A 308-nucleotide genomic window follows, 5' to 3' on the forward strand; every position below is an offset into this window, starting at 1 on the left:
CCCCGCGATGCTTAGTCCGCCATATGTCGGTTCGGACGAGAACGCATCGCAGCCAGTGAGCAACGATGTCATCAAGAAGACGATTCCCGCCAGCCGTACTTTGATCCTGGTCTTAACCATGGCTTGTTCGCTTTTTCTTGTTGGCAGCGTTACCGCGTTTCAGCGCCTCGGCGGTTGATGCTGGGAGGGCTTCCATGGCACTACCGAAGGCGCCGGGTTTCTCCCTGGTCCCGGCGATGATCTTTCGAACTGCCGGGTGCTCGTCGAACTTCGGATTCAGCAGCGTGTAATAGACGTACTGCTGCAGA

At 57.1% G+C, this 308-nt stretch carries 1 pseudogene; it reads right to left on the reverse strand.

Features of this window, described 5'->3' with window-relative positions:
* Positions 1-112: 112 nt before the first annotated feature.
* Positions 113-308 (reverse strand): annotated as a pseudogene (locus ABDB81_RS30500) (hypothetical protein); the annotation flags it as partial.

The sequence above is a fragment of the Cupriavidus sp. DL-D2 genome, from assembly GCF_039710735.1.
Classification (GTDB): Bacteria; Pseudomonadota; Gammaproteobacteria; order Burkholderiales; family Burkholderiaceae; genus Cupriavidus.